Origin of the sequence: Tautonia rosea, assembly GCF_012958305.1 — a bacterium.
In the GTDB taxonomy this organism is placed as follows: Bacteria; Planctomycetota; Planctomycetia; order Isosphaerales; family Isosphaeraceae; genus Tautonia; species Tautonia rosea.
In genome coordinates this window covers 52,168-75,453 of record NZ_JABBYO010000020.1, presented here as the reverse complement: position 1 = coordinate 75,453, position 23,286 = coordinate 52,168, and the positions used below count along the sequence as shown (strand labels likewise).

17 protein-coding genes are annotated in these 23,286 nt (G+C 64.7%); 6 read left to right on the top strand and 11 right to left on the bottom strand.

Going from position 1 to position 23,286, the window contains the following annotated elements:
- Positions 1-9 precede the first annotated feature (9 nt).
- The 7 genes from ureG to HG800_RS24430 all read right to left on the bottom strand — a co-directional run bounded on the left by ureG (position 10) and on the right by HG800_RS24430 (position 5,969).
- The gene (gene ureG, locus HG800_RS24460) at positions 10-651 is read right to left on the bottom strand and encodes an urease accessory protein UreG (protein ID WP_390622663.1); all 642 of its coding nucleotides are present in this window, start codon (positions 649-651) and stop codon (positions 10-12) included.
- A 106-nt stretch (positions 652-757) separates the two neighbouring features.
- Entirely contained in the window at positions 758-1,438 is a 681-nt protein-coding gene (locus HG800_RS24455) for an urease accessory protein UreF (protein ID WP_169980539.1), read from the bottom strand.
- A 42-nt stretch (positions 1,439-1,480) separates the two neighbouring features.
- Entirely contained in the window at positions 1,481-3,202 is a 1,722-nt protein-coding gene (gene ureC, locus HG800_RS24450) for an urease subunit alpha (protein WP_169980537.1), read from the bottom strand.
- Positions 3,203-3,259: 57 nt separating this feature from the next.
- The gene (ureB, locus tag HG800_RS24445; protein ID WP_169980534.1) at positions 3,260-3,637 is read right to left on the bottom strand and encodes an urease subunit beta; all 378 of its coding nucleotides are present in this window, start codon (positions 3,635-3,637) and stop codon (positions 3,260-3,262) included.
- Positions 3,638-3,696: 59 nt separating this feature from the next.
- A complete protein-coding gene (locus HG800_RS24440; protein WP_169980532.1) occupies positions 3,697-3,999 on the bottom strand; it encodes an urease subunit gamma in 303 nt (100 codons plus the stop codon).
- 39 nt (positions 4,000-4,038) lie between these two features.
- Positions 4,039-5,046 carry an urea transporter gene (locus HG800_RS24435; protein WP_206352439.1) on the bottom strand — a complete coding sequence of 336 codons (1,008 nt, stop codon included), beginning with the start codon at positions 5,044-5,046 and terminating at the stop codon, positions 4,039-4,041.
- Positions 5,047-5,249: 203 nt separating this feature from the next.
- Positions 5,250-5,969, bottom strand: coding sequence for a carbonic anhydrase (locus tag HG800_RS24430; RefSeq protein ID WP_169980529.1), 720 nt, complete (start codon positions 5,967-5,969; stop codon positions 5,250-5,252).
- A gap of 457 nt (positions 5,970-6,426) precedes the next feature.
- Between HG800_RS24430 and HG800_RS24425 the strand changes: the two genes are divergently transcribed.
- From HG800_RS24425 to HG800_RS24415, 3 genes are all read left to right on the top strand, one after another.
- Positions 6,427-7,854, top strand: coding sequence for an outer membrane beta-barrel protein (locus HG800_RS24425; RefSeq protein WP_169980526.1), 1,428 nt, complete (start codon positions 6,427-6,429; stop codon positions 7,852-7,854).
- Positions 7,855-8,283: 429 nt separating this feature from the next.
- Positions 8,284-8,871, top strand: coding sequence for an RNA polymerase sigma factor (locus tag HG800_RS24420; protein ID WP_169980524.1), 588 nt, complete (start codon positions 8,284-8,286; stop codon positions 8,869-8,871).
- 59 nt (positions 8,872-8,930) lie between these two features.
- Complete coding sequence (locus HG800_RS24415; protein ID WP_169980522.1) at positions 8,931-11,504, top strand: serine/threonine-protein kinase; 2,574 nt, start codon at positions 8,931-8,933, stop codon at positions 11,502-11,504.
- A gap of 40 nt (positions 11,505-11,544) precedes the next feature.
- Here HG800_RS24415 and HG800_RS24410 read toward each other — a convergent pair whose 3' ends face one another.
- Positions 11,545-13,404: an OprO/OprP family phosphate-selective porin gene (locus HG800_RS24410; protein ID WP_235963939.1), complete on the bottom strand. Its 1,860-nt coding sequence runs from the start codon at positions 13,402-13,404 to the stop codon at positions 11,545-11,547.
- 261 nt (positions 13,405-13,665) lie between these two features.
- Here HG800_RS24410 and HG800_RS24405 point away from each other — a divergent pair, with 261 nt between their 5' ends.
- On the top strand, positions 13,666-14,196 hold the full coding sequence (locus HG800_RS24405; RefSeq protein WP_169980521.1) for an adenine phosphoribosyltransferase: 531 nt from the start codon (positions 13,666-13,668) through the stop codon (positions 14,194-14,196).
- Here HG800_RS24405 and HG800_RS24400 read toward each other — a convergent pair.
- A complete protein-coding gene (locus tag HG800_RS24400; RefSeq protein ID WP_169980520.1) occupies positions 14,177-15,478 on the bottom strand; it encodes a hypothetical protein in 1,302 nt (433 codons plus the stop codon). The genes HG800_RS24405 and HG800_RS24400 overlap by 20 nt on opposite strands.
- Before the next feature lie 376 nt (positions 15,479-15,854).
- Here HG800_RS24400 and HG800_RS24395 point away from each other — a divergent pair, with 376 nt between their 5' ends.
- Together HG800_RS24395 and HG800_RS24390 are read left to right on the top strand one after the other, a co-directional pair.
- Entirely contained in the window at positions 15,855-16,688 is an 834-nt protein-coding gene (locus HG800_RS24395; protein ID WP_169980519.1) for a methylamine utilization protein MauJ, read from the top strand.
- 151 nt (positions 16,689-16,839) lie between these two features.
- Positions 16,840-17,742, top strand: coding sequence for a restriction endonuclease (locus HG800_RS24390; protein WP_169980518.1), 903 nt, complete (start codon positions 16,840-16,842; stop codon positions 17,740-17,742).
- A gap of 746 nt (positions 17,743-18,488) precedes the next feature.
- Here the strand turns inward: HG800_RS24390 and HG800_RS24385 are convergent.
- Both HG800_RS24385 and HG800_RS24380 read right to left on the bottom strand, forming a co-directional pair.
- Positions 18,489-21,476, bottom strand: coding sequence for a BamA/OMP85 family outer membrane protein (locus HG800_RS24385; RefSeq protein WP_169980517.1), 2,988 nt, complete (start codon positions 21,474-21,476; stop codon positions 18,489-18,491).
- A 466-nt stretch (positions 21,477-21,942) separates the two neighbouring features.
- Positions 21,943-23,169: a DUF1559 family PulG-like putative transporter gene (locus HG800_RS24380; RefSeq protein WP_169980516.1), complete on the bottom strand. Its 1,227-nt coding sequence runs from the start codon at positions 23,167-23,169 to the stop codon at positions 21,943-21,945.
- Between the last annotated feature and the right edge of the window lie 117 nt (positions 23,170-23,286).

Here is a 23,286-nt window from a genome sequence, read left to right as displayed (position 1 = left end):
CGGGAGGGGTCAGGAGCTCGGAACGCTCGATGCGGCGAGCTGCTCCCGGACCCAGGAGACCACCTGATCGACCCCCTCTTTCTGGCGAATGCTGGTCATCAGGAAGGGCCGCTCGCCTCGCATCCGGGTGCTGTCCCGATGCATCACCTCCAGATCGGCCCCCACGTAAGGCGCCAGGTCGGTCTTGTTGATCACGAGCAGATCGGAGTTGCAAATTCCCGGCCCCCCCTTGCGAGGGATCTTGTCCCCCTCGGCCACGTCGATCACGAAAATGAAGCGATCGGCCAGCTCTCGCGAGAATACGGCCGTGAGATTGTCGCCGCCCGACTCGACGATAACCAGCTCAAGGCCCGGGAACTGGCGCTGAAAGTTGCCGACGGCGCTGAGGTTCGCGCTGGCGTCGTCTCGGATGGCGGTGTGCGGACAGCCGCCGGTCTGGATGCCGACGATTCGTTCCAGGGGGAGGGCCTCGCGGCGCGAGAGGAACTCGGCATCTTCATGCGTGTAAATATCGTTGGTGATGACCGCGAGGTTGATCTCGGGCCAGAGGGCATGACAGAGCATTTCAACCAGTGCCGTCTTGCCCGAACCGACCGGCCCGGCAACACCGAGGGTGAAGACCTGCCGCGTCGGCCCGGCGTACCGGGCCATGCCGGGACGGCCCATGTGGTCGTGCCCCGGGTCGTTGTGGAAGACCACGGGGGGGCGGAACCGGCGCCTGGCAGGATCGAAGGGTCGCACCTGACCAGACGAGGGATCAGGATCGGAACATGCGGGCATAAAGTCGCGTTTGTTCATCGCATCGGATCTCGTAGAAAGGGCATCCGGACCCGGCCGTCTCGGGACCACGGTCGACCAGATCGTCAGCCTGTTCTCGGATGTCGTTGTGGATGTAGGCCAGGATCTGCTGGCCGTGGGTGTGGCCGACAGGAATGGCCCGGACCCCGGCCCCGATCACCCCGAGCGCCGCCTGGTGGAGATAGGCAACCAGCACCTCACGGACCTCTCCCCCGGCCAGGGCGCCGAGCAGGCCAAAGACCACGGCATGGTGCCATGCCTCGGGACGATGGGGAAGGGTGCTCAGGATCGCGGCCAGCCGCTCGGCAGACCAGCCCCAGGTCGCTCCGAGCGTGATGAGCTGATCGCCCATCTCTCGGCTGGCGTTGCGGATGGAAGGGGGGAGGATCGACGCCTCGGCCACTTCGTTCAGTTCGAGCAATGTCTCCGAACCCCCGGCCCGAACCGCCCGGCAAGAGGAGGCGACGAGCACCCCCTCCAGCGGGCCAAGCACGGTGCGAAGCCAGGTTGCCGTCCAGCCTTCGAGACTCTCGGCGTCGTGGACCGCTCCCTTGGCGATCGAGGCTTCGAGTCCCCAGGAGTGGGTGTAGCCGCTGATCGGGAGGGCCGAGTCGGCGATCTGGAGCAGGCCGAGATTCATGGGTCAGTCATCACGTCTTCAGGCCGTTAGATTTTCACGCCGTCAGAAAAGGAAATAACGCTGGGTCATCGGCAACTCGGCCAGGGGCTCACTGCCGACCTTCTCGCCATCGACGCGGACCTCGTAGGTGTCCGGATCGACCTCGATCTTCGGGGCCGCCTCGTTCCGCTTCATGTCCTTCTTGCCGATCGTTCGGCAGCCGTCGACGGCCACCACCTCGCGCTGAAGGCCATAGCGATCGACGATGCCCCGCTCGAGCGAGGCCTTCGACACGAACGTCAGGCACGACTTCGACAGCGCCCGGCCGTACGACGCGAACTGAGGACGCATGTAGACTGGCTGCGGGGTGGCGATGCTCGCGTTCGGGTCGCCCATTTGGGCACAGACGATCAGACCGCCCTTGACGACGAGGAATGGCTTGACCCCGAAATAGGCCGGCTCGTAGATCACCAGGTCGGCCAGCTTCCCGGCCTCGATGCTGCCGACGTGCTGGGCAATGCCGTGGGTGATCGCCGGGTTGATCGTGTACTTGGCGACGTAGCGCTTCACGCGCTCGTTGTCATTGCGGGCGGTGTCGCCGGGCATGGCCCCGTACTGGACCTTCATCTTGTGGGCGGTTTGCCAGGTCCGGACGATCGCCTCGCCGATGCGGCCCATCGCCTGCGAGTCGGAACTCGTCATGCTGATGATGCCGCGATCGTGAAAGATGTCCTCGGCTCCAATCGTCTCGGCGCGGATGCGGCTTTCGGCAAAGGCAACGTCCTCGGGGATTTCGCGCGAGAGGTGGTGGCAGACCATCAACATATCGAGATGTTCGTCGATTGTGTTGACGGTAAACGGCCGCGTCGGATTGGTGCTGGCGGGCAGCACGTTGGGCAACCCGGCGATGGCGATGATGTCCGGCGCGTGGCCGCCGCCGGCCCCCTCGGTGTGGAAGCTGTGGATCGCCCGCCCTTTGATGGCGGCGACCGAGTCCTCCAGGAAGCCCGCCTCATTCAGCGTATCGGTATGAATGGCGATCTGAATGTCGTAGCGATCGGCCACGGTCAGGCTGGTGTCGATGACCGCGGGGGTGGTCCCCCAGTCCTCGTGCAGCTTCAGTGCACACGCACCGGCCTCGATTTGCTCGTCCAGGGGAAGGGCCAGGCTGCTGTTCCCCTTGCCCATGACGCCGACGTTGATCGGCAACCCCTCGAACGCCTGGAGCATCCGCTGGATGTACCAGGGGCCGGGGGTGCAGGTCGTCGCCCAGGTGCCGGTGGCCGAACCGGTGCCGCCGCCGATCAGGGTGGTGATGCCCGACGCCAGGGCCGTCTCGATCTGCTGCGGGCAGATGAAGTGGATGTGCGTATCGACCCCGCCGGCGACCACGATCTTCCCCTCGGCCGCGATGATCTCGGTGCCGGGGCCGATGACGAGCCTCGGGTCGACGCCGTCCTGGGTCAAGGGGTTGCCCGACTTGCCAACGGCAACGATCCGGCCTTCCCGGATGCCGATGTCCCCCTTGACGATCCCCCAGTAGTCGATGATCACGGCGTTCGTGATGACCAGGTCGCAGTGCGGCGGGCTCATCGGTTCTTCGAGCGGGCACTGGTCCTGTCCGTCTCGGATCGACTTGCCGCCGCCGAAGATCGACTCCTCGCCGTAGTCGGTCGAGTCGTGCTCGATTTCGATGATCAACTCGGTGTCGGCCAGTCGGATGCGGTCGCCCTTGGTCGGGCCGTACTTCTTGGCGTAGGCCTTGCGGGAAAGTCGGACGCTCATCGTGAAGTCGTCTCCGGGAGTGGAGTGGGCCGATCGGCCCGAAATGCGGCCGACAGATCACTCGGACGGCGAGTGACCGTACCCTTGATCCTTGAAGCGTTGAAGGCTTGTCGACTTGATGTACGGGTCGTCAAGCCGGCCCGACACCAGGGCATTGAAGCCGTAGACGACCCGGCGCCCCCCGTAAGGGATGAGGTTCACCTGCTTGACCTCGCCCGGCTCGAACCGGACCGAGGTGCCGCTCGGAAGGTCGGGCCGCATCCCGTAGGCCTTCTCGCGGTCGAAGACGAGCGCGCGGTTGACCTCAAAAAAGTGATAATGAGCGCCGATCTGGACCGGCCGATCGCCGGTGTTGTTGACCGTCACGGTCACGACCGGCCGGCCCGCATTGAGCTCCAGGTCGTCACCGTCAAAGAAGTATTCACCCGGAACCATGATCATCCTCGTGATTGAGGGTCGTCACAACCAGGAAATGGGCAACACGGAACGGCCGGTCAGCGGATCGGCTCGTGAACGGTGACGAGCTTGCTTCCGTCGGGGAAGGTCGGTTCGACCTGGATCATGGAGATCATCTCGGGAACGCCCTCCATCACGTCGTCCCGCGAGAGGATCTCCCGGCCTGCCGCCATGATCTCGGCGACGGACTTGCCATCGCGGGCCATCTCCATCAACTCGGCCGTGATCAGGGCGGTGGCCTCGGGCACGTTCAGCTTCAAGCCGCGATCCTTGCGCTGCCGGGCCACCTGGGCGGCCACGAAGATCAGCAGCTTGTCCCGTTCTTGCGGAGAGAGATTCATGAGTCGGTCGGCTCCCGGCGGCGGAAGGAAAGGGGGGAATCAGATGGCGTCGGCCTCGGCTTCGGCGGCGGACGGGTGCTCTCGGACATAGGTTTCGGTGGCCGGGACGATAGGTTCGGGCAGGAACCGGGCATCGAACCAGCCGAGGATCAAGACGGCCCAGGTCGCCAGAATGAACGGCGCCGTCAGGGCCGGCAGGCCGGTCATCGGCACCAGTTCGGTCAGGGGGACCGAGATCAAGATGCCCAGCAAAGTCGGGATCAGCGACCTCCGCCAGATGAACAGGGCCAGGGCCGCCAGAGTCGCATTGTAGCCATACAGTCCCAGCGAGATGTTCTCGGCCAGGAATCGCTGAATCAGGCGCTCCGGGTCGAGGGCGCGCATCTCCGGGGTGACGTGGTAATTCGCCACGAGGACTCCCAGGGCCGAGGCCGCCACCACCCAGACCCCGTGCTGCCAGGTGTTCAACGCGATCCCGATCAGGAACAGCACCGCCGTGGCCAGATTCGCCTGGAACATCACCTGGCTAATCCCGTGGGCCACTCCCTGCAAGGGACTGCCCGCCTCCGCCGGCGCTCCTGGTTCCACAAAGGCCGAGCCCAGCGACGGCCCGACCAGAAAGAGCACCCAGGCCATCAGCACAAACGGACTGGTATACGTTGGGAACGGGACAAACGATCGCAAGAATCTCGTGAGCAGCGTCGCCGCCACACTGCCCCCAAGCAATAGCCCAACGCTCGACGCATTGGGTTGAAAGAAGAAGAAGGTGGCGATGCCAACCAGCGCGGGATTGAAGCCGAAGATCCCGGCCTCGACCTCCTCGGTGTTGAACTTCAAGAGCCGAGCGGTCGCCAGGCCGATCACCGAGCCCACCAACGCTCCGAAGGCCATCAACGGCGAGCTGATGGCGATCCCCAGCAGAAAACTCAGGCCCGTCAGGGCGTTCTCTTGAAAGAACACCTGGCCGATTCCCCGAAAGACCGCCAGGACCGGAACCGGAACCGCGGCGGCATACCGGGCGATTGTCTCGCGATCGAGCGTACTCAAGGTTGCTCAGTCCGGGGGATGGAGAAAGACCCAACAGTAATCAACTGAAAAGGACGTCATCAATCCGGAGCGTGTCAATGCTCCGCAACGGTTCCCGCGCACCTTGCGATCACATCCGGATCGCCCTCACGCATAGGGGAAGCAAAACGGAGCTCCCACAGTCACGCGAGCAATTCAACTCTTTTTGGTGTGTGACGTTCGGCTCAATCGAGCAGCTCGACCTTTCCCGACTCCAGCTGGTACACACCGCCAACGACCTTCAATTCCCCAGACGTGACCAACTCGGGCAAGATCGGCCCGGAGGTCTTCAGGCTGCCGACGCAGCGCGCGACATTCGCCCGGATGACGTTCTCGAGCCGGTCGCCGGGCTTCCCCGCGGCGTCGGCAACGGCAGGCTTGATGATCTTCACCAATGCGTCGATCGACCCGGGCAGGGGATCGTCGGACTCGGACCGGGCGATCGCCCCTTCGACGGCGCCGCACTTGTCGTGTCCGAGCACCACGATCAGCCGGGCACCCAGCACGGCAACGGCGAACTCGATGCTTCCCTGGACGATCGGCCCCGCCCCGGTGACGTGGTTGCCGGCCACCCGAACGACGAACAGGTCGCCGATCCCCTGGTCGAAGATCAATTCCGGGGCAACCCGAGAGTCGGCACAGGCGACGATGATCGCCGTTGGAGCCTGCCCCTCGGCCAGCGGGGCGAAGTCTGCCGGCCGTCGGCGGGTCAGAAGCGAGGTCTGCCCGTTCATGAACCGCTGGTTTCCTTCCAGCAGCTTGGCAAGCACGGCGTCGGGGTCGGGGGCCTGCGCCATCGGTGGGGCGGAGCGAGCGGAACGGGCAAGGGAAAGGCCGATGGCTCCCGAGGCCAGACCGGCGGCCTTGACGAACTCGCGTCGCGAAGACAGATGCGGTGATCGCATGGCCGAAATTTCCTCCAGGAGAGGGACGACGCGGTGGACGCAGTCTCACGACTGAGCGGTCGACCCACCTCCAATGCTACTGAATGGATTGCCGCAAAGATCCAAAATCTCTCTCATCATTCAGAAAAATTTCCCGGCCCGATCCCGTTCGCATTGAGAAAGGCAGTCCGGTAGAGACTGGCCTCCGCCGCGTTGCAGCTCAATGGCTCAATTCAAACACAGGCCGGACGGAGGCGACCTCAAGGTCGAGGCGTTGGCGCCCGGATCGTCGGCGAAGACGATCTCCTGAGACCGCGTGTGTCCCCGCCCTTTTTCCGAGATTTCTTGATTCGTTGAATTCGCCGTCATCCTGCGTCCGATGAACCGATCGGCTCCCCACGACCTGAACGGGTGCCTTCCCCTCGCCAGGATGAGCGATTCGGGAACGGCAATCACGGTGTACCGGAAAGGATTTCCGATGAGGACGAGTTTGCGAGCGGGGGTCGTGCTGGGCCTGATCGCGGCCCTGTCCGTCGTTGCGGTCGCGCAGGAGATCCCCCTTCCTCCACTGCCCGACTATGGAGTGTCCTCTTCTGAGATCGGGGCCGTCCCTCCGCCCGGAGGATCTGAAGTCCAGTCCCCTCGATTCCCCGACTACGATGAACTCCCCCGACCGCTGCTCACCGACCTCACCCTGCCGGGAGCATTTGCCGGTCTGGGCCTGGAGACTCAGTCGTTGCCGGCCGAGCAGGCCGAGGACATCGTCGGCGCTCCCGAGTTCTTCCGGCTCGGTCCGTATCCGGTCTCTGACGTCGACCTCCTGAGCGACGCCCTGCGTTCGGCGGGCCTGCTCGACACGCTCGGCATCGACGTCTTCGGCTGGGTCGAGGGCGGTTACACCGGCGCTTCCACCCGACCGGGCCTCCTCAGCGTCCAACCTCGGCTCAATCGCTTCGGCGACGAGTTTCTGCTCAACGAAATCGGCCTGGTCATCGACCGCCCGCTCCGGCAGGACCGCTTCGACGTCGGCTTCTTCGTCCGCTACTTCGCTGGTGCCAACGCGGCCACCGGTCAGCCGTTGGGAGGCATTGGCGGAAGAAATCCCGACCCTCGATTCAGCCAGGACTTCCGCGATCTCTACCTCTCCTTCCACCTGCCGATCCTCACCGAGCGCGGACTCGACTTTAAAATCGGCCGCATGAACACCATTATCGGCTATAACGGCTTCCTCGCCCCGTATCGGCCGTTCTACTCGAACGACTATCAGTTCTTCTACGCCCAGGACGGAGCCTTTACCGGCTTCCTGGCGAACCTGCACGTCACCGACCGGCTCGACGTCTGGAGCGGCATGACGATGGGGGCCAACACCTTCTTCACCCTCCGGAGCGAGGACTCGTACTGCTACATCGGTCAGGTCAATTACTGGCTGACCGACGAACGACGCACTCGGCTGACGGGATCGGTGTACGCCGGTCCGGACGCGATCTTCGCGGCCCCGGGGCTCAATGGCGATTTCGTGACCATGGTCGAGCTGCGCCTCCAGCAAAACTGGAGTGAAAAACTGACCCAGGTGATCCAGAACAACATGGGCTGGGACCGGAACACCCCGGTCGGCACCGGATCCTTTTACGGCATCTACACTCAGTTCATGTACCACCTCGCCCCGAAGTTTGACGTCAACTTCCGAGCCGACTGGTTCAGCGACCCCGAAGGTACCCGAACCGGGTTCGACACCGAATACTTCGCCCTGACGCTCGGGACCAACTGGCATCCGAACCGGATTCTCGAGGTCCGTCCTGAGATTCGGGGCGACTTCGCCGGCGAGCCGGCCTTTGGGGGCGGGGGTGCCCCAGGCGGCAATTTCAGCCAGTTGACCGGAGGAGTCAGCTTCCTGGTGAAATATTGAGTGATTTCGATCAGAGAAGGTGACCAGAACCCCCGGATTTCCCGATATTACTGGTTGAGGGCCGGCAATTCGGTCCCGTTCAGCCACCGTTCCCGGTCTTCTCGACCGGGGACGTCGAGCTTCCTTGGCAATCCGGTCCTGGAAAATGCCAAAGGATGCCTCGAACTTCCCTCGCGGTGGCCCGGCAGTTGTCGAGAGGTGCATCGCCCCTCTGTACCTGACAGCTCAGCTGAAGTAACATATTCCCAACAAGGGACATGCATGTCGGGTCGGTTGGACGCAACTCCACTCATCCCACGGGGCCTGGCTCCTCGTTTGTTGAAGCGTCGTCGCACCGGCCACATCTAAGACGAACTTCCCGAGGGTCTGGTCGGTCATGGCCGGGGTCAATCTACCCCGGGTCGCGTCCGGACGAGAGAGTATCCCGCGATGGAGCCCCGGACCTCGCTAAGCCTGCTCGATCGTCTTCGGGAGAATCCGCATTCTGAAGAAGCCTGGGCGGAGTTCCTTGCACGCTACGGGAAGGTGCTCTACCGGTGGTGCCGGCGGTGGGGCCTCCAGCCGAGCGACGCCGAGGACGTGACCCAGGACACCCTGCTCGCCGTGGCCCGGCAGATCAAGGACTTCCGCTACGACCCCGACGGCAGCTTCCGGGCCTGGATGAAGACCATTGCCTATCGCTTCTGGATCCGAGTGGTCGAGCGGAGTTCTCGCCAGGCCGCGACCGGCGGTAGTGCCGCACTGGAGGAACTGGCCTCGGTCGCCGCTCGGGACGATCTTGCTCGATTCTGTGAGGCCCAGGCCAGGGAAGTTCTCCTCGAACAGGCGTTCGACCGGGTCAGGCAACGGGTCTCACCGAGTACCTGGGACGCGTTTCGGTTGACGGCCCTCGAAGACCTTCCGGGCAGTGAAGTCGCCCGGCAACTGGGCCTGAGCGTCGGCGACGTCTACAACGCCCGGTGGCGGGTCCAGAAGTTCGTCCGGGAGGCGGTCCGTGAGCTGGACCCGGACGCTTGAACCGCCTCAGAAACCCCTGCTCGCCACGGTCAATGTTGAACTCCGGATGCTGGCCACCCATGATCATGAATTGCCCGGGTCACGCCTCGCTCCGAGGTTTCCTTCAGGGGGAAGCCTCCGAAACCGAGGCTGAGGCGATCGAGACGCACCTCGACGACTGCGAATCGTGTCAGGCCTTGCTTCATCGCTGGACCGACCTGGACCCCGAACTCCGGGGATGGCTGGTTGAGATTGACCTCGCCAGCCCGGTCGAGGAGGACCCGGTGGAGCAAGGGCTCGGCGATCGTCTCCGGGCCGCACTTCACCATCGAACGGATCTCGTCGAATGCCGCGACGGGCAGGACACCCGTTCCTTCCCCGACCGGGTCGGGCCGTATCGCATCGACGGTCGCGCCGGGGTCGGCGGCATGAGCACGGTCTTCGAGGCAACCGATACGAGGCTCGGTCGTCGCGTCGCCTTGAAGATGATCCTGGCCGCCGACGAGCAATCCCGCCCGGTTCTCGACCGCTTCCAACGCGAGGGGGCGGTGCTGGCGGCCCTCAACCATCCGAATATCGTTCCCGTGTACGAGGTCGGCGACCACGACGGCCAGCCGTACCTCGTCCTCGAATTTGTGCCCGGAGGGACGCTCGCCCAACGGCTCGAGGGGCGTCCCCTGGCCCCTCGGTTGGCCGCCCGGGCGGTCGCCACGCTGGCCGGAGCGGTTCAGTACGCCCACGAGCAGGGGGTCATCCATCGCGACCTGAAGCCGTCGAATATCCTACTCAAGCCCGAGGGAGGGCGGGCCGTCGCCGAGGGTCCCGGCCCGATTCCCCTCGGAGACGACCGGCTGATGATCGTCGACTTCGGCCTGGCCCGATGGCAGCACGACCTGGCCGAGCTGACCCGTTCCGGCCAGCCCATTGGCACCCCTGCCTACATGGCCCCTGAACAGGCCGCCGCCCGGGCCGACGACATCGGGCCCCCGGCCGACCTCTACGCCCTGGGAGTCATTCTCTATGAGTTGCTCACCGGCCGCCCGCCGTTCCAGGGGGAGAACGTGGCCAGCACCCTTCGGATGGTCCAGGAGTCCGAGGCAGTCTCCCCTCGGGACCTTCAACCAGGCGTGCCCCGCGATCTGGAGACGATCACCCTGAAGTGCCTGGAGAAGGAGCCCCGGAGGCGATACCTGACGGCCGGCGCCTTGGCCGATGATCTGGAGCGGTTCCTGGAGAACCGCCCGATCGTCGCCCGGCCGATCCGCCCGGCGGGCCGGGCCTGGCGATGGTGCCGCCGCAACCCCGGGTTCGCGTCCGTCGGCATGCTGGCCGGGCTCCTGCTGGTGGCGCTCGTCGTCGGCTCGGTGGTGTTCGCCATCGTCGAGGCCGACCTCCGCCGCCAGGCCGATCTTCGCGAACGCCAGGCCTTGCAAAACGCCGCCGAGGCTCGGGCCGCCCGCGACCTTGCCAGCCTCAGCCTCCAGCGGACCCTGGTCGGCTACACCACCGTCGTCGATGGCGTGCTGGCCATCAGCCCCTTCGACAACCCCAAAGTCCGTTCCGTGCGGGACACAGGTCATCAGGTCCTGTCGGACTGGTGCGTCGAGTACCTCGATTCCCTCCCACCGGGCGCCTCGTGGACGATCGCCGACCTTCAGGTCGCCCTCACGCTCGCCCGGGTTCGGTTCGATCTCGGCCGGGTGGACGAGGCCGAGCCCCTCCTGGCCAGAGCCTGGGAAGCGGCCCGGAGGCTGGACGGGTTCGACCGAAGCGATCCCGAGGCCATGCAGCTCCTGATCGTGACTGCCATGCGACTGGGCAACACGCTCAATCAGAACGACCATCCGCGTGATGCGGTGGAATCGTATGAGCTGTCCGATCGCGTTCTGGAGGCAGTGCTTCGCGTGCAGCCCGGCGAGACGTATTACCTGGACATGCGGTTCAGCCTGCTCGGGAACCTCGCGCGGACGCTCAGCCTGCTCGGTCGCACGGAGGAGGCCATCCAGGCAGAGCGGGAGGGCCTCCGGATGCTAGAAGCGCTGGTGGAGACCCGCCCGGGGGACGCGAACCACCCGATCGAGCTAGGGTTGCGGTCCGCCCGCCTGGGGAAGCTGCACCTCGACTCCGGCCAGTGGGAGGACGCCTGGTCCGTCTTGTCGTCGGCCTTGAACCAGCTTGAGCTCGTTCCAGACGACTCCCCCCGCATGAACCAGGTCCGCCGGGCGCAACTCAATGGGCTCCGGGCCCGGGCTCGGGCCGGCTTCAACCTCGGCCGGTTTGAAGCCGTCGTGCCCGACCTTGAAGCGGCGCTCTCGCTGACCAGCGATCCGAGAGCGCAATGGGAACTGCAGATTCAACGCATCGAGGCTCGGTTCCGCGCTGGAATGCGAGAGGGAGCCGTCGAGGCCGCGGAGGCACTCCTTGCGGACCCTGAAGCCGTCGCTGCGTTCCCTCTGGAGATCGCGAACATCTTTGCTTTGCTCGCCGAGGACCCGAACCTCTCCTCGTCCGCCCAGGAGAGCCTGGTGGACAAGGCGGTCGGCCTGATCAAGTCGGCTCAATCCGCTGGGAGGCTCAAAGAGCCCGGGGTGATCGAGGGACTCTTCCTGAACCCCGACCTCGCTTCCCTCCGATCCCTCCTCGAATCGCTCTGATGATGATCAATATTCTTTCATAAATGAACATGTTTGCCGATCAGAAATAGAGCTGGAATCGTAGCCAGAACATATCCGCCGTTTCCTGGAGATGTCCCGGGCGGTAGAGGACCGGGTCGCCGAAGTTGCCGTGCAGCCAGAAGAGGTAGACCTTGGTGTACTCGTTCCAGTACCAGTTCACCCCCAACTCGGTCGTGACGGCCTGATTCGACCAGAGATCCGGGTCGGCCAGACCGGCGGAGAAGACCTGTTCACCGATCTGCAGCGTGCTGACCCGCCCGGTGACTTCCCAGGCGCCGATGCCGCGGCGGTCGTCCTCACGGGTCGGGAAGAGGGGTCGAAGCGGATAGAGGCGGGCTCGCCGTTCGATCGTTTCGCCCGTCAGGAAGTAGCCCCCCGAGACGTAGAAGCCTGAGAAGGGGACCCGCGTGGAGTCGGCCGCGACCGAGGGGGCATAGCCGCCGTAGCCGTACTGCCACTCGCCGATCAGCGAGAGTTGCTTGTAGAAGTAGGCCGCGTGCACCGAACCGATCAGGCGGTTGCCTCGCTCGACCACGCCCGGGTCGAGGATGAGGAACGGTACCGTGGCCGCTCCGGGAACATCGGCGCTGGGGGACCCTCCGCCGATCCGGAAGGACCGCGGAACCGGAGCCTGATCCTGGTTCCCGACCGCCACCGAGGCCCCCAGGTTCAGGAACCGGGCCGCGGGCAAGGCCTCGGACTGCTGAAAGGGACGGGCGTTGAGATAGCTGACGAAGTCGACACCGTTGTTCAACGGTTCAAATGAGTTGCGCGAGCCGTTGAAGACGCCGGCCGCGTAGTCGAGCCGCTTGTCGAACAGATAGCCCCAGGCCATCGCGCCGAACTGGCGGTTGAGCGACAAGTTCGTGGTGAAGACCGACCGCTCGGGCTGCATCAGCCAGTAGTTCGAGATGGCGAACTGGTCGTAGAACATGGGGGTAAAGAACCGTCCCATGCGCAGTTCGAGGCGGTCGTCGAGGTGGAGGTTCAGGTAGGCGTTCAGAATGTTGAGCCCGCCGAAGCCCCGGTTGATGGAGAATTCGTACTCGATCGGCCGGGTGATGTTCCCGCTGAAGAAGATTCGCTGGCGAGGCAGGTAGATGCCGCTGTTGGCCGGGACCTGGTTGCTCGGGTCCCAGACGCGGGCCTCGACCTGTGACTCGTAGTTGACCTTGAGCCGGAACTCGCCGTCGTAAGTCCGGAACCGGAATCCGGGGCCGAAGCTCCCCTTTAGGAGCGATCGGCCGGGCTCGACAATGCTCGGCAGCGGGTAGCCGGGGGCTGGTGTATTGGGGGCGAACTGGCCCTCGGTATAGTCGGGGACCGGGTTCTCGACCGTACCGGGATCGACGGGGGGAGTCTGCTGGATCGAGCCGTCCGGCCCAACCTCGTCGAGGTCGAGGTCCAGGTCGGGGTCCTCGGCGATGCGGAGACGGGTCGAGACCTCATCGAGCCGATCGAGGATCTGCCGCATTTGCTCGGCGTGTTCCAGCCGCGACCGCTCCAGCTCGTCGGCGAGTGCGCGGTTCCGCTGCTCCATCTCGACCAGGCGTTCGGCGAGTTGATCGACCGTGATGGGAGTCGCCGGCGGATCAGCGACCGCGGGGGCCTCCTGCGGAGGCGGGGGCAGGACGACGGGCAGCTCTTGCGCACGGACCTTGAGACAGGACGGGGCGAGCATGGCCCACAGGCCGATGGTTCCACACCAGGATTTCCGGACGAGCAGGCGATCTCGCACGTCCGATCGCCCTCCCGGACGGGGTTCGAGGACGACGCGGTCCCGATCTGCCTCGGACGAGACGACCTCAGCCCCGAGGCCAAGAACCGCACGGGTCCTTGCGGCAGGATCGAGCGGACCATAGTCGAAACCCCAGCACATCACAATCTCACTTTCCGGGGGTCCTGCTTGGACCGGGTCATTGGGGTGATCGGGCCGGGGTCTCCCCGTCACCGTTGCCCGAGTCCGGGAGTGCACTCGGAGCAAGCGCAAATGTAGGCGCCGCGGCGGTTGGCGGAGTATGGTGGCGTCGGGTCCGGATCGGGTCGCGGCATCCGCGACGCAAGGGCGAACGCTTGGTCGGGTTCGGGCATGGTCAAGGGGCCTGGGCAGGAATCGTTTCTTCAAGGAGAATTGCAGGGCATGGCTTCGACAGACGCGCTGGACCTCGACGCTTACATCCGCAACATTCCCGACTTTCCCAAGCCGGGAATCCAGTTCAAGGACATCACGCCGCTGCTGGCCCATCCGGGAGCCTTCCGGACGGCGATCGAGCGGCTGACCGAACCGTTCGCGGGACGGCAGGTGGACGGGATCGCCGCGGCCGAGGCGAGGGGGTTCCTGCTGGCGGCCCCGATGGCGCTGGCGCTGGGGGTTGGCCTGGTGCCGATCCGCAAGGCGGGAAAGCTGCCGTTCTCGACCGTTCATGCCGAGTACGCCCTCGAATACGGGACCGACCGGCTTGAGATGCACAGCGATGCCCTGGAGCCGGGCAAGCGGATTCTCGTGGTCGACGACGTGCTGGCGACCGGTGGAACGATGAAGGCCTGCTGCGACCTGGTTCGCAACGCCGGGGCCGAAGTGGTGGCCTGCGCCTTCCTGATGGAGCTGGGCTTCCTCGGAGGCCGGGCGAAGCTGGAGCCGACGGAGATCGTCAGCGTGCTGAGCTATTGATCTCGGTCGACCCGGCATCGCCTGGCCCTCCTTCCGGCCTCCGAAGATTCTCGGGGGCCGGGTTGTCTGGATGACTCCGCCCTTTGGTCCCGGGGGTCTTCGCGCGATGCGAGACCCCGCTCGGGGCGTCCGGGGCGGTCCGAGGGTCCTCGGGGCGCTCGCTGGTGCGCTCATTGGTGCGCCCCTCGGTGCGCTCGTTGGTGCGCCCCTCGACGGGCGAGGCGGGGACTGGGGCTCCGTTGGGCATCTCGTGGTCGGAGAACGGGTTGCGTCGATCGTTCGTGGAAGGATCGGCCGCCGGAGGGGGTTCGTTTCGTGATTCGGGCGCGGGCGGCTCGGGGCGGCTCGGGGGAGGGACGTAGGCCGGACGGTCATCGCGCCGGGAGGCGGCCGACTCCATCAGCTTCGCCTCTCGGGCGTGGGTCTTGGAGCGCTCGGAGCGCAGGCGGGTCAGCTCGGCGAGGCTGCGGTGGAAGTCGCGGAAGGCGTCGCGGCGGTAGCGGTGACGGAGCTGCCCTTCCTTGGAGGTGTCGATCAGGGCGGCGGCCTCGGCGACCTGCTCTCGGGGGGCGTCGACCTCGTCCCAGGCGACGGGACGGAGGGCTTCGAGGTGGGCGATCGTGTCGAGGACGATGGCCCGGATGCGGGCGACGGCCTCGGGATCGCCGATCGGGGGGGCGGAGAGGTTCCACGCCTTCGGGAAGGCGGTCAGGGCGTTTTGCCAGAGCGAGGCGGGCAGGCTCGTCGGGTCGGTCGGCGCGGCGGCCTTGTGGCCGAGCAGGTGCATTGCCTGGATCAGGTTGTCGCCGGTCCAGCCGACCCCTCGGTCGATCAGGTCCAGCAGGTTTCGCCAGTGCCGCAGCATCCAGTCGATGCCGAAGGCCGATTCGAGGAGATCGGCGGCGACCAGTTCCGGGTCGTTCGGCAGGTTCTGGGCCTTGCGCCGGATCGCATGCCGCTGCGCCTCGCGCCAGTCGCGCACGGCGTCCCTGATCGCCGGCCCGAGCCGCGACTCCTCGGCCTCGACGCAGCGCAAATAGCGCACATATTCGATTGCCGCCGACGCGATCAGTGCCTCCTCCGGCGGCGTCTCGGGCATGGCCTTGACCGTCCACTGGTCGACGATGACCCTCATCCGCTCGGCCTCCTCCTCGGAGAGCGGCCGTTTTGCGGTCAGACCGTGGGTCGTGGCGTTGGCCGAGCATGCGGCCTTGCCCTCCTCGGTCCGGGGTCCGGGTCGGGGCGGTTCCTGGCCTGCGTCGTGATCGTGGTGCGTGCTCATGGGGGATCGCCTCTCGGGAGCGGGGGCATGGCGTGATTCGGTCGGTGGACGGTTGTGTGTGTGTTCGGACGATGATCGGCCGTATCCTGATATCATCGTGGCGATGGGCGGGTTTAAGCACTTTTTCCGGCCCGTCTGCCGGATCGGCCCGTCGGGTCGCCCGAGGGGCATCCCCGGTGCCCTTTGTGAAGCCGATCGGCTTCGATGTTGGTCGCCCTGTGTTCGTCGGCGTTTCACCGTGAATTCGCTTGTCGCGTCGCAAGAATGCCGAGAGAATTGGCTGAAGGAACGGGTTCTCGGGACGAAGAGGCGTGTTTTGAACGATGGTGTTCGTTCGTATACAACGTGTTTGTCGGCTAAAGCGGAGGCAAGGCGGATGGCGGACTCGCCTATCTGGGAAGTCGTTCTGTATGTAGACGGCCCGGCCACGGTTCATCGTCGCGTGCGGACTACCCAGCAGAAAGGGTTCCGTGTCCATGATCCCTTCTACAGTGATATCGAGATCATGGGGATACCGTCGGGCCTCAAGACGACGGTGACGGCCCGCGCACCGGACGATGTGGTCGCCTACAAAGCCGCCGTTTTCTTCTTCGGGCATATGCTCGATGCTCTTACATTGGCGGTCAACCACCCCATGTACTTGAGCCTGACCGAGCGCGAGCGGATGCCTGCTCAACGCCACGTAGTACGGCAGGTCATCGAGCCGGAACAGTTTGAGAGCGCCTTTAGCGAAGCGCACCAGTTGGCACGAGGAAGCCCTTCATTCCTACGCAGTCTGGGCTGGTATCGCAAAGGGCTGACGACTGACGACCCGCTGGACAGGTTCCTGGCGTTCTGGAACGCCATCGAGATCGTCGCTAGCAAGTACTATCGCTACGTCCCCTCGATCGACATGGAGCGAGCCAAGAAGGGCAGCAAGAACCAAGTTTGGGCCTGCTTTGAGGCTCTGTGGGGTCCGTGTGCAGCGTGGCCGGTGATTGCGGGACGTGACAAGTGGATCGACGAGAGTTACGCGGTCAGGCTGGACGTGTCTCATGGTGTTGCCTTCATCGATGTACATAAGGTTGCCGAGGTAGCCAACCGCCTTCCAGCGATCGAGGAAGTGTGCTACCGGTTCCTCCACGACTGGCGAGAACGCTTCCTGGATATAGATCGTCGTCCACCGACTGAGAGGCTGCCTGTAGATGAGCAACTGTTGATTCCCGAGTAAGAGAACCGTCTATCCCGGTGCGGTAGAGGACCCCGGCCGACGCGATCGCTCTGTGGTAACATCGGGGCTGATCCTTGCCGTCTGGGTCCGCTGAGCTTTGGCGTAGAGCGGTTCTCCTGTCTCCGGACTTGTGCCTGATAGGTTCTACTCGATGCGAAACGACGGCAAATCTCTCGAACGTATGGTAGCCCTCATCGAAGGCTGGCTCGTTCCTGGTGGATTTTCGGTAGAGACAAGAAGGCCTGTCTACAACGACAGGGGTCACCAAGTAGCAGAGTTGGACATTGTCATCACAGGCAGAATCGGCACCAGTTCCTATCGCGCGTTGATCGAGTGTAGGGATAGACCGTCTGAGGGCCCTGCGCCTGTAAGTTGGATCGAGCAACTTGTAGGAAGACGTCAACGATTCGCCTTTAAGAGCGTCATGGCGGTTTCGACGACGGGTTTTGCTTTGGGTGCTAAAGAGTATGCAGCGTCAGTCGGCATCGAACTTCGCAACCTTGAAGACTTGGATTATGAGGTGGTCGCTGATTGGCTCCCCAAATTTGCGCCATTGTGCATCAATCATGGCGAATTGAACGCGGTGAAAATTCATCTTCGGGGACTTGAAGATTCGGTGGGCCAAGAGCCCCAACTCGGAAAATTTCAGATTGACGAGCAGCGTTTTGTAGATCGACTTTCGGGTCAAAGTGTGAGTTTGATGGACATCTGGAGACAGATCGTCAATGCACCCGAGACGTTTGATGGGATTAATGTTTTTGGCGTACCTTATAAGGTAAGAATACAGACGAGTTCCGATCTCAATGACAGATATTTGGTTCGAGCCGAGGGTTTGGAACTTCACATCGATCGAATCGAGATTGAGGCTACACTCAAGATAGAACCATCGACTATGCCCTTGGTAAGGGCTGCCCGGTATTTGTCCCAACCGATACCGCCAGGGAACGAGCAAGTTTATGTGAATCTCGGCCATTGGAAGGGCAATGACGACGACATCGTGAAGGAGATGATCATCCTTGCGATCCCAAAGGATGGTTCTAGCGACACCGGATAACCAGGAGTTGAGCGAACGGCCCGGTAGACCCGGTCCGCTGGTGGCCCCGGTGGCTCGCGTGTGGCCCCGGTTGCTCGCCAACCCCCCCTTTCAACATTTGCGGAAGGCAATATTGTGAATGGGGTTGTGCAATTTCGGCTGCTTCCCGATGTGGTGTCGGTTGTCGATCCGACTTCTCGGTTCGCGGCCTGCGGCCCCCGGAAGGTCTGGATCGGGGCCGGTTCATGTGGCCAGCGACCCCGGCGTTCACAGGATGCCGGGGCAAGAACCCAGCCGATTTCCAGCTTCGTTGGCGCAACCTCTTGTCCCGAATAAGTCTCCGTAAATGTTGAAAGGGGGGGGTTGGCGAGCAACCGGGGCCACCCGCCAGGCGTGAGGGACAGGCACGGCATCCGGATCGGCATCGTGGGGCGGCGCCGACCGGACAACGGCACGGCGGGTGGCCCGGGTTCCGCGCAGCGGACCCCGGGCGGAGTCGCATGGGCCTGCTGAGCCCTCGCCCGGGGTCCGCTGCGCGGAACCCGGGCCACCCGGTGATCAAATGATATGATTCCGTTCCAAGGGTGGCAGGGTAGCAGGGTGGCCGGTGGCGAGGAGGCCGAGCGGGGCAGCCTGGAGAGGGACCCCTCACCCCGGCCCTCTCCCCGCGAGCGGGGAGAGGGAGATCGTCTTCGTTGAGGCGAAGCGCTTCACCACGCTGGGCCCTCTCCCCGAGGGCGGGGAGAGGGGGAGGAACGGATGAGGGATCAATAGAAGGCGCCGATGAAGAAGGTGAAGATGCGTTCGCGGTCGTCGGGACCCTTGACGACGGGGAAGGCGATGTCGAAGGCGAGGGGGAGGGGGCCGAGGGCGGGGAGGGTGACGCGGAGGCCGGTGCCGACGGAGACGCGGTAGTCGGTGATCGAATAGCCGTTCTCGACGGTGCCGGTGTCGGAGAAGACGACCATCTGGAACTGGTCGTTGGCGGTGAGGGGGAACTGGTACTCGATCGAGCCGAGCAGGCTCATGGTGCCGCCGACGTTCTGGCCGAGGACGTAGGGGCCGACGCCGCGATAGGCGAAGCCGCGGAGGCTGCGGAAGTCACCGGCGTAGAAGCGTTCGTAGAGCGGGGTGTCGGCGCCGGAGATGCCGAAGAAGCCTCGCATACTGAGGATATGTTTGCCGGTCATGTCCGGGCGCTGCCAGACGGTGAAGTGCTGGCGGCCTTCGACGGTGAACTTGGGGAAGGTGAAGTCGCCGAACCCTTGTTCATAGGCGAATTCAAGATAGGAGCCGTTGCTGGGAAGGAAGGGGTCGTTGCGGTTGTCGAAGTGGAGGCTGGGCCGGAGGGTGGCGAGGAAGGTGTTGCCGGAGACGGCATAAAACTCGGCCGGGGCGGGGGTCTGGAAACCGGAGACGTTCACGTTTTCGGCGCGGACGGCGAAGTCGGCGTAGGTCTGGGTGCCGAACTGCTTGCCGAGGGCGAAGCGGCCGCCGGCGCGCTGCTCGAAGAAGTCGGGATAGAAGCGTGAGAAGGCGTAACCGGAGGTATTGAGGCCGATGCGTTGATTGAAGAGATCGGGCTCGCGGAAGCTGACGACGGCGCGGTTGATCTGAGTGCCGGGGGAGAGTTCGAGGCGGAACTCCTGGCCTGCGCCGCGGAAGGCCTGGCCGTTGAGCAGCTCGCGGAAGGAGCGGGGGACGTTGAAGAGGTCGAAGTTGCGTTCGTGGACAATGAAGTTGCCGCTGAGGCCGCCGAAGCTGGTGGCACCGAAACCCAGCAAAATGCGGCCGGTGGGGGCTTCCTGCACCTCGACATCCAGGTCGGCGAAGGAGCGGCCGGAGCCTCGGGGCTCGGCCTGGGTGGCGATGTCGGCAAAGGAGCGGTTCGGGAACGGTTCCTGACGGTCTGGGCCGACGTCGGAGAAGTTCATACCGGGCGTGGACGGAAAGGTGCCAATGGGGGTGCCGTCGGACGAGGGGGGGATGGGGCGGCCTCCGAGACCAGGGGGCAGCGGCTCGACGAGTGGGGGCACATCGATGGGAGGCAGGGCGTCGGGGGTGGGCTCGAAGGCACCTCCGGAGCCGAAGGGCGTGACCGCGGCCGGGCCGTCGCCGGGGGCGAGGGGTTCGATGTCGATGGGGGGGATGGGCGGCAGGTCGGGGACACCGCCGGGAGGGCCGAGGTCGTCGACCGCCTGGAAGCGGGCGCGCTGGATCGAGGCATCGGCCTGCGGCTCATCAAGGGGAGCGGGTCGGTAGTGGACGAGGGGCACCGGCCCGTCGTCGTCCACGGTGGTTGGTTCGAAGTGGGCGAGTTGAACCGGTTCGTCGGGGGTCTGGAAGCGGGCCTGGCGGACGATCTCGTCGAGGTCGGGCAGGGCGACCTCGCCGTAAGGGGCGTCGGGGCCTCGGCGATTGGTGATCGCCATCTTGATCGGCTCGCCTTGCTGGGGATCGTTGACGAAGAAGTTCAGGTTGGCCAGGCGTTTCTGGGCGGTTTCCATGCGGCGGCCGTCGAGGGGCTCGCCGGGCAAAAGCCCGGCGGCGGCCAGCTCGCGGAGGATGACCTTGGCTCGGGTGCGCTCGTTCCCCTTGATGTTGATGGCACCGAGGAGGTAGCGGTCTCCCTCGTTGATGGTGTAGACGAGATCGACGACGCCGGGGGTGTCGGTGAAGCGGGGTTCGGGCAGGATATCGACATCAATGCAGCCGATGGCGGTGTATCGCTCGGTGAGGGTGATCATGTCGCGCTGGCGGAGGTTGTCGCGGAAGGGTTGGCCGGAGTGGAGGACGAGGCCTTCGCGCAGCTCCTCCTCGGCGATGAGTTCCTGGCCTTCGAAGCGGATGTCGCGGACGGAATACTCAGGGCCTTCGGAGATGACGAAGCTGAGGCGGAGGTCGCCGACGCGGCCGCCGTGGCGGGTGACGGGGGTGCACTGGCATTCGAAGTAGCCGATGGCCTGGTAGGCCTCGACGATGCGGCGGGCGTCTTCCTCGGGGCCTTCGGCATTGTAGCCGGGGCCGAGGAAGCCAAGGATCGGGGGCTTGGACTGGATCTTGGTCTTTAGGGTGGCGTCGGAGAAGACGGTGTTGCCCTCGAAGTCGACGGCGCCGACCTTGAACTTGGGGCCCTCGAAAATCTCGAAGACGACGCGCGTGTCGCCGGCCTTGGCCCCTTCGAGCAGGCGGACCTCGGCCTGGAGGTAGCCTTTTTCTTCGTAGAGGCGGCGGATCTGGGCGACGGCGGACTGGGCGCGGATGCCGTCGGCGCGGGCGCCGGCCTTCAGGCCGGTGGCTTCCTCAAGGTTTTTCTGGCTGATGGCCCATCGGCCGCGGAACTCGACGGCGTCGAGCACGGGCATTTCCTCGACCTTGTAGAGGAGGATGATGCCGCCGCGGTCGGGGTCTTCGAGGAACGTGGCGCGAACATGCGAGAACCATTGCGTATTTTTGAGCGATCGGAAGTCGCTTTCGACCGTGTCGGGATCGAGGGGGCGGCCTGTTCGGGTGAGAAGCTTGGCGCGGATGCGGGACTCGGCGACGGAATCGTTGCCCTGGATGCGGATTTCGGTGACGAGCCGGCCATAGGGGCCGTCGGCATCGGCGCCGAGGGCGACGAGACAGACACCGAAGGCGAGGGCCGCGATCGTCGGCCGCGCGAGGCGGCGGGACCGCGACGGCTCGCCGACGAGCGGGTCGGTGCGGTCTGCCGTCCGAAGCAAGTGCGGTCGATAACGATGGCTTGCGCTCATGGGCTCTCGATCCCGAGCGATCCGACGGCAAAGGGGCCGATCCGAAAGGGGGATCGGTTGATGCCGTCGGCCTGGTTCTGCCGATGGGACGATGGATCGGGAGCGACGCAAGACGAGGGAGGGTGATCTCCCCCAAGGCATCAAAAAAGACGTGATCGCAGCAGATGTGACGTGCGTCGAGACCCGATCGCTCCGCAGACCGTTCCCGTCCGTGGGACGACCCGAGCGGTCTTTGAGACGGTCTTGTACCGCGATCGAGCAACGTTGGCAAGGTCGGAAGCCGATGAGGCTTTGTCGATGCCGAGGTGCTCGGGACGGATCGAGGAACCGCCTGTCTCAACGAATGGACCCCGAGACCGGGAAAGTTCCCGGGCCTCGGGGTCGATGAGGTCACCGCATCTCGGAGAAAAACGGTTCGGAAGGGAGCCGAGGAGGGTCCACTCCGCGGCGATCGGCCAGAAAAGACTTACTGGCTGATGTCGCTCTGGTTGACCGGGAGCTGCTTGAAGGGGGTGTCCATGTACTCGCCGGCGGGGGTCATGACCTTCGCCCAGACGGTGCCGTCGATGGTGTCGGAGATGATCTTGGTCGAGCCGTCGCACATGACGGCGATGATCACGCCCGGGTGCAGGCTGTTGGGGAAGGGGAAGCCGCCCTCGATGCCGACCAAGCGGCCGCCGTTGATGTTTTCGCGGGTGTTCTTGTTATTGGCGAGGGCCCAGCCGGGGCCATCGACGAACCGGCCGGCACCGCCGGCGCGAGGGGCGAGTTGCCCGTCGACGCAGTTGGTCGAGCCGGTGCCGCTGGTGCAAACGTCGTCGGAGGCCATGAAGGCGACGAAGTTCGGGTGGGCAGAGGCCCAGTTGGTGACCACCGGGCTCCCGCTGGCCTGGGAGTAGGGGCTGGTGGTCGAGGCACCGGCCAGGGTGTTCTCGGTGAGCATGACGGTGGTGCTGGAGCCGTCGGTGATGGCGGCGACGGTGGTCTTGTGGTCCCAGGGCTTGTTCCCCTGGATGCTGCCGGGCCAGAAGACGCCGGTGCGCTTGGCGTTGTTGCGGGCGGTCTGGGGATCGGCGCCGAAGAGGACGGCGTGGCCGGTGGTGGGGGGAGCGTTCTGGCCGTTCCAGCCGCTACCGCTGTACCACCAGCGGTTGAATCCCGAATTGACGACGTAGGAGAGGTTTCCTTGATCCTGAATGCGGGTGTCGTCGTTCGGGCAGTTCAGGATGCCGATGTCGGTCGCGGAGACGGTCAGGTTGTTGGTCGTCGTTCCGGCGACACTGAAGTAAACCTGGTTGCGGTTGAAATCGTTGTAGAGGGCCTGGTTGTCGATGTAGGGGAGGATCTCGACGACCCAGCTATGCAAGGGGCCGAGGTCGTGATTCGGGTGGGTCGCCGGGCCGGCCAGCTCGAAGGCCATGTTGCCGGCCTCGTACGCCAGAGCGAGCGGGGTGGCGTTGTTATTGTCGGCCTCTCCCCAGACGACGGAGTTGGGGAAGGTGTTCTTGGCGTTGAAGTAGCCGATCAGGCCGAGCCCGATGTTCTTCTGGTTGTTCATGCACTGGGTGCGGCGGCCGGCTTCGCGAGCGGCATTGACGGCCGGCAGGAGCAGGCCGACGAGGACGCCGATGATGGCGATCACCACCAGCAGCTCGATCAGGGTGAAGCCGGGACGACGGTGACGGATCGACATGACGGTTTCCCTCACTCCGAGATGGGTCGACGAGACGTGTCTTACAAGTGTATCGGCCAGGGATGCCCCGGGACAAGGCAATCAACGCTGATTGCTGGTGCCCCGAGGCAACCGACG

What these genes read in the sequence shown, in the direction of transcription:
- ureG (WP_390622663.1), bottom strand. Translation starts at nt 651, where the DNA reads ATGGCCCGGTACGCCGGGCCGACGCGGCAGGTCTTCACCCTCGGTGTT.
- HG800_RS24455 (WP_169980539.1), bottom strand. Translation starts at nt 1,438, where the DNA reads ATGAATCTCGGCCTGCTCCAGATCGCCGACTCGGCCCTCCCGATCAGC.
- ureC (WP_169980537.1), bottom strand. Translation starts at nt 3,202, where the DNA reads ATGAGCGTCCGACTTTCCCGCAAGGCCTACGCCAAGAAGTACGGCCCG.
- ureB (WP_169980534.1), bottom strand. Translation starts at nt 3,637, where the DNA reads ATGGTTCCGGGTGAATACTTCTTTGACGGTGACGACCTGGAGCTCAAT.
- HG800_RS24440 (WP_169980532.1), bottom strand. Translation starts at nt 3,999, where the DNA reads ATGAATCTCTCTCCGCAAGAACGGGACAAGCTGCTGATCTTCGTGGCC.
- HG800_RS24430 (WP_169980529.1), bottom strand. Translation starts at nt 5,969, where the DNA reads ATGCGATCACCGCATCTGTCTTCGCGACGCGAGTTCGTCAAGGCCGCC.
- HG800_RS24425 (WP_169980526.1), top strand. Translation starts at nt 6,427, where the DNA reads ATGAGGACGAGTTTGCGAGCGGGGGTCGTGCTGGGCCTGATCGCGGCC.
- HG800_RS24420 (WP_169980524.1), top strand. Translation starts at nt 8,284, where the DNA reads ATGGAGCCCCGGACCTCGCTAAGCCTGCTCGATCGTCTTCGGGAGAAT.
- HG800_RS24415 (WP_169980522.1), top strand. Translation starts at nt 8,931, where the DNA reads ATGATCATGAATTGCCCGGGTCACGCCTCGCTCCGAGGTTTCCTTCAG.
- HG800_RS24410 (WP_235963939.1), bottom strand. Translation starts at nt 13,404, where the DNA reads ATGTGCTGGGGTTTCGACTATGGTCCGCTCGATCCTGCCGCAAGGACC.
- HG800_RS24405 (WP_169980521.1), top strand. Translation starts at nt 13,666, where the DNA reads ATGGCTTCGACAGACGCGCTGGACCTCGACGCTTACATCCGCAACATT.
- HG800_RS24400 (WP_169980520.1), bottom strand. Translation starts at nt 15,478, where the DNA reads ATGAGCACGCACCACGATCACGACGCAGGCCAGGAACCGCCCCGACCC.
- HG800_RS24395 (WP_169980519.1), top strand. Translation starts at nt 15,855, where the DNA reads ATGGCGGACTCGCCTATCTGGGAAGTCGTTCTGTATGTAGACGGCCCG.
- HG800_RS24390 (WP_169980518.1), top strand. Translation starts at nt 16,840, where the DNA reads ATGCGAAACGACGGCAAATCTCTCGAACGTATGGTAGCCCTCATCGAA.
- HG800_RS24385 (WP_169980517.1), bottom strand. Translation starts at nt 21,476, where the DNA reads ATGAGCGCAAGCCATCGTTATCGACCGCACTTGCTTCGGACGGCAGAC.
- HG800_RS24380 (WP_169980516.1), bottom strand. Translation starts at nt 23,169, where the DNA reads ATGTCGATCCGTCACCGTCGTCCCGGCTTCACCCTGATCGAGCTGCTG.